General features: G+C 42.6%; 4 protein-coding genes. All 4 read right to left on the reverse strand.

Annotated features, from left to right (window positions below):
* Positions 1–313: 313 nt before the first annotated feature.
* The 4 genes from H6G74_RS30685 to H6G74_RS30700 all read right to left on the reverse strand — a co-directional run bounded on the left by H6G74_RS30685 (position 314) and on the right by H6G74_RS30700 (position 5,297).
* Entirely contained in the window at positions 314–802 is a 489-nt protein-coding gene (locus tag H6G74_RS30685; protein ID WP_190971278.1) for a tellurite resistance TerB family protein, read from the reverse strand.
* A gap of 413 nt (positions 803–1,215) precedes the next feature.
* Positions 1,216–2,391, reverse strand: coding sequence for a M20 family metallopeptidase (locus tag H6G74_RS30690; RefSeq protein WP_190971279.1), 1,176 nt, complete (start codon positions 2,389–2,391; stop codon positions 1,216–1,218).
* Between the two features lie 143 nt (positions 2,392–2,534).
* Complete coding sequence (locus H6G74_RS30695) at positions 2,535–3,122, reverse strand: pentapeptide repeat-containing protein (protein ID WP_190971280.1); 588 nt, start codon at positions 3,120–3,122, stop codon at positions 2,535–2,537.
* 432 nt (positions 3,123–3,554) lie between these two features.
* Positions 3,555–5,297: a serine/threonine protein kinase gene (locus H6G74_RS30700; RefSeq protein ID WP_190971281.1), complete on the reverse strand. Its 1,743-nt coding sequence runs from the start codon at positions 5,295–5,297 to the stop codon at positions 3,555–3,557.
* Positions 5,298–5,642 lie beyond the last annotated feature (345 nt).

Here is a 5,642-nt window from a genome sequence, read left to right on the forward strand (position 1 = left end):
TCACCCGTATCAGACCGAAAGTTCAACCTTCCTTATTTCTAAGTTTGGTTGGAGAGGTTATTTACGGACTTTAACCGTGATTCACTCTCAACGAATCGCACTTCCTCTAAGAATCATACTGCTTGAACTGCAAACTTCTTTAACAGCATCTCCAAACAACTGGTAAATTTTGGGGAGCGATCGCGCAGAAATAATCTGGCTGTGAAAAAATGGTAGAAAGCACCCTGAAGGTTGCGGATGATGGGAGTTTAATTTTGTTTGCGATGGGTTAGTGATCGCCTAACCCATCGCGGTTAAGATAAAAATTTAAGATTTACTCTTCGTCATCTTCACATTCTTCTTCGTCGTCTTCTTCCTCGTCTTCGTCTGCGCCAAATATTTCATCTATGAGTTCTTGAGCGCGTTCGTTGGAAATATTCAAAGCTTCTTGTAACTCAGAAATATAATCTTGTTCTTCATCAGGTACTTCTTCATCAATACCTACTACCAAAATAGCAGTGATGTATGCAGCTTCTCTATAACCTCTGTTGGGTAAAGATTCAATCGCTTTAACAATTAATTCTTCTGGATCTTCTTCTTCTAGGAGGCTGGTTAAGGTTTCGCCTAATTCGTCAAAGTCTTCGTCAGAATAATCTTCAAATTGAGCGATTTCACCCAGCATTTCACTCAAGGCATATTCTTCTGCGTTAGAAACACCTTCACCATCAGATGCGGCGGAGAATAGTCCGATCAGAGCGATCGCAACTTCTGGTTCTAAAGCCACTGAACTGGCGCTACGGCCTCTAGGCAAACGTCTAGACATAAAAATCCTATTAAAGTTTGATACTGCGTCAAAAAGCAATCTCTAAGGCTGGAAATCGCTTCCACATTAGCATTCCCAAAAAAAACCGAAAAAACACAGATGCTTTTGTTTTTTTTGTAAACTTTTTTATATAGCAGAGGGCAGAAGCCAAGGGGCAAAAGTATTACTATTCAGATGATTTAGCTAATACCATTTTGGATTTTGGATTGAGAAAGAGTCTGTGGGTAGGCTTTTCAGCAATCCATTTGTCGCAATCATTTTTTAAATTGGTATAAAAATATTTACAGTCATTGCGAGCGAAGCAAAGCAATCCCACCCCTTGCGATTGCTTCGCTTCAGGAAGCTGCTTTGCGTCTACATTCCGCTTTGCTCCATTCGCGGCTGACATTGTGTAATTAATTCTGTCTGACTACCTATAGCCAATATTTATAAGCGGCATAGGCCATAGTTACCACACCTGTGATAATCGCCGACTCATCGATTTCAAATTCGGGATGGTGTAATGGGTAATTGATGGTTCTATCTTTGAAACCGACACCCAAGCGAAACATTGAACCAGGGGCGTGTTCTAAATAAACGGAAAAATCTTCCGCGCCGAGGGATGGTTCTGGTAAAACTTGGACGCGATCGCTACTCCAGGCTTCTTCTGCGGCTGATTGTAACAACTGAGTTAAAGAATAATCATTTTGGACGCTGGGGACACCTTGACGGTAATTAACTTGATATTTTGCGCCGTAAGCATCACAGATATTCGCCACAATATTTTCAATCCAATGGGGGAGATGGGCGCGGGTTTCGGGATGGAGCGATCGCACCGTTCCCCACAACTGCACTTGATCAGCAATCACATTGGGCGCTCTACCACCCTGAATTTTCCCAATACTCAACACTACAGGGCGCAAAGGATTCTGAGTCCGGCTGATGGCTTGTTGCAAAGCAGTAATCACTTGTGAAGCAATCCAAATCGCGTCAGTCGCTTCATGGGGACGTGCGCCATGTCCAGACTCACCAATAATCGTAATTTCTAAATCATCAGCTGCGGCTGTCAACGCTCCGTAACGTATACCAATTGAACCTGCGGGAATAGAAGGAAAAACATGAACGCCTAAAATAGCAGAAACATCCTGCATCGCCTGATCTTGCACCATCCAGTTCGCACCCTGGGCAATTTCCTCGGCGGCTTGAAATAAAAATCGCACCTTCCCGCCCAATTCATCAGCGATTTGGGACAATACCATTGCTGTACCTAACCCAACAGTCGTATGTACATCGTGACCACAAGCGTGCATTACCCCATCTTTACGGGAAGCATATTCTAAACCTGTACGTTCTTGGATTGGTAAAGCATCCATATCAGTCCGAATCGCCAATAAACGCTCATCGGTTCCTGTACCCTTAACTTCCCCAATTACACCTGTTTTTCCCACACCTTCTTGGACATGCAGCCCACTAGAAGACAGAACCCCAGCCACAAAAGCAGCTGTTTGATACTCTTGACCACTAAGTTCTGGATGGGAGTGGAGATGACGGCGAATTTCAACTAAACGGGGCGCTAGTTTTGTGGCTATATCTTTAATACGGGTTAGCATCAATCAATTTTATTTACGAGCTTTTTTCCCATGATAAAGAAGTGCTAATGAACAAAATGTTCTTTATCAAAGGGAACAGGAAACAGGGAACAGTTAACGAGAATTTAAACCATCTCTACTCCCAACTCCCAACTCACCACTCCCTATTTCTTATTTTCCACTTCCTCAGATTGGGTATAACAAGTTGTACCTTGTGTAGTGCCTGCTTTAAATTTATTACATTGCTTGGGAATGACACGCTCTGATGACCACCAGTAAGGTTTATCGGAAGTGACATCACCCACAGGTAAAGTAGTCAGTCGAAAGTTGGCTCCGCGAAAATTTGTAAAATATAATTTAGAACCTAACAAGTTAGCGGCTGTTAAATTCGCACCCAGAAAACCTGTAAAAGACAAATCGGCACTTTCTAAGGATGCTGAAGTTAAATTAGCACCTGTAAAAGACGCTCCTGTGAGATTGGCAGATTTCAATACTGCACCTTCGAGATTTGCACCCGTTAAATCTACATTTGTCAGATTTGCTTGAGATAAATTTGCTCCCTTTAAATTAGCCCCACGCAAGTTGACACCAGCTAAATTCGCTTGATTAAGGTCAGCACCACTCAAATCACAGCGAGGACAAGTATTAGATTGTCTTAACTGTTCTAGGTCTTGTTGATTCAGCCCCAAGGCTTTTTCGGTTAACCCCGTGCAAACTATTAGAGCAACAAAGCTGGCAATCTGGAGTTTCATAGGTTTTACGGATATTTGTGTCGGTGATAAGTTAAACGTAGAGTTACTGTCATACTTAACATATACACATATACCGTTAACTCAGCAAATCCTAGCAATGAAGTGGTGATGAAGAAGCTATAAAAATAGTATAAATTCTGATTTTGGGACTACACAAAACCAAATTTAGGCTTTAAGATTGAATCGTAAGGAACTATACAGAACTCTCTATAGACTATCACATATTAGATCCCCCCAGCTAGAAGAACACAGTAGCTGGGGGGATATTAATTTGAGCATTTATACTGTGTTGAGTCAGTTAGTGATAATTCCGTATATCTATGTAGGGCTTACGCTTCTGTCTTACTCCATAAGCACTAAGAAACACAAAACTCTTCCTCTCCCTGCTCCCTGCGGTCTTTATTAGAAGTCTTTTCCCTCACACGATATAACTTAGCGCCATCCCAAAAAACGCAGTCCGGGGACAATGAGGTAGTGACTGACTCCTAGCCAAAAGCTTGTAAAAATAGCGACTAAAACAAATAAAGCCAAAGGTAGACCTAATTCTGTCCAAAGTGGCTGGGGTGAAAAGTAAAAGACTGTGGCGGGGAAGCCTAAAACAAATAAACCAGAAAATATCACTGCTGTGCCTAAAGCGGCAACTAAGGCATAAACTATGTGATGACTGCGAAACCCAAAGCTGAGGGATAGTAAAAATATGGAGACAGCAATCATCACGACCAAACCATCACTGCTTTGTTTGGGTGAAATGAGTTCCCAAAATAACCAACCAAATCCATAGCTAATCATACCCATGAGTGATGCGACTAAAAACCGCCGCCTTTGACCAAAACATCCAGATAAAGTGAGTCCCCAGGCGGTTCCCAAGCCAGCACTCACAAAGACTAAAATATCTGCGCCAAAGTTAGTTTGAGAATTGGGAATGATTTCTGGTAGCTGACCTACGATTAATTCCACAATGCGATCGCCTAAAATTGTGCGGTAAGCTACAAAAAAACCGATAATTGTGCCGAAACAAGCTCCTAAACTAGATAGCACCATTGCCCAAATAATCGCTACACAAGCTTGAATCATTTTCAGCAAGGCTTTGGCAAGAAACAAGGCTGTTTTACCAATTGCTGTGAGAAAATCAGTAAAAGCTCGTTCAATGGTTTGAATTAGCCTTGTTAAGTTGTTGCTGGCTGAATTTGAGTTTGGTGGTTGTGAGAATGACGCTGGTTTGGCAGATTTGTTAATTTTTGCTAACCGTTTGAGAATAATGGCTGCATTCGATGGACGCGATCGCACATCTTCTTTTACCATCTCATCCAGTAAATCAGCAAACTGTGAGTTAATATTCACTCGATTCCGCCAGCGCAATTCCCCAGTCTGCAAATCTTCCATCTCTGGCGGATACTTACCTGTAAGTAATTCAATCATTGTCCGGCCAAGAGCATAAAAATCAGCCGCAGGCCCCACATTTCCCCCAGTTACTTGTTCTGGCGGACTGTAACCAGAAGAAAATAACCGTGTTGAACTCGACTCTCGACGCTGCATAGCGGCGTTGATTTGTTTAACACCGCCAAAATCAATTAATACTAATTCTTCCCACCCTGTTTTGGGTTGAGTTGGTGGTGCGGTTGAGGCTGGTATCCGCAACATTAAGTTAGAAGGTTTTATATCGCGGTGAATAATTTGGCATTTGTGCAGTTCTTGTAAAATTTTTACAGCTTGGGTGAACCAGTTGAGTACCAAATTCTCTGGACATCCTTGAGGATAGTTATTCATAATTTCATCCAGAGTCGGCCCGTTGATTTTTTCCATCACCAAACAAGCTAACTGGCGCGGTTTTGGACTAGTGATATTTACCTGAAAAAAACCATCAGCTTCCACCTTCGGAACACCAGGATGCTGCAAACTAATCAAAACTGCGGCTTCTTGTGTAAATAATTCCTGGGCTTTTGGTGAATCTTCCACCAAAACTTTTAGCACCTTTTCAGTTTGGGTTTTTTCATCCCAAACTGTATAAATTTGGGCAAAACCACCAGAACCCAGTGGTTGAATAGGCACATAGCGGTCTAGCAGTTGTAGCAATGCGCCACAGCTGTTACAAAATTTGTTTCCCCAAGGTTGGGGGTAAGGACGTTGACAATCAGGATTTATGCAGTGAACCGCCCTTTGAGGGATATGGGACACAACCGCTACAATACAAACGCTGAGTTGATTTTAACCTATGTTAAGGAGGCAGGAGGCAGGGGGCAGGAGGCAGAACGGAAATCCCATAAATAAATTTAGGGTATTTAACCAGGAAAACACTTCACCCGAATTTCTCACGTATGGGTAGGGAGTGTGGGGAGTGTGGGGAGTGTGGGGGGAAAGATTTCTTCACCATCCTCCCACCCCTCCCACACCTCCCACCCTTCCCACCCTGACAGGTGTAGGTTTTTTACAAAGGTGTGAGTAGTCAATCACTCTCGACAGAAAATAAAAGCAGAATCATAGAGTGAAACAGAGGCTCAAATGCTAAAAAATGAGTACCTC

It is taken from the genome of Nostoc spongiaeforme FACHB-130 (genome assembly GCF_014698475.1).
Classification (GTDB): Bacteria; Cyanobacteriota; Cyanobacteriia; order Cyanobacteriales; family Nostocaceae; genus Nostoc_B; species Nostoc_B spongiaeforme.

Bases quoted from the DNA above. Each gene is read 5' to 3' on its own strand.
- H6G74_RS30685 (WP_190971278.1), bottom strand. From the start codon at position 802: ATGTCTAGACGTTTGCCTAGAGGCCGTAGCGCCAGTTCAGTGGCTTTA.
- H6G74_RS30690 (WP_190971279.1), bottom strand. From the start codon at position 2,391: ATGCTAACCCGTATTAAAGATATAGCCACAAAACTAGCGCCCCGTTTA.
- H6G74_RS30695 (WP_190971280.1), bottom strand. From the start codon at position 3,122: ATGAAACTCCAGATTGCCAGCTTTGTTGCTCTAATAGTTTGCACGGGG.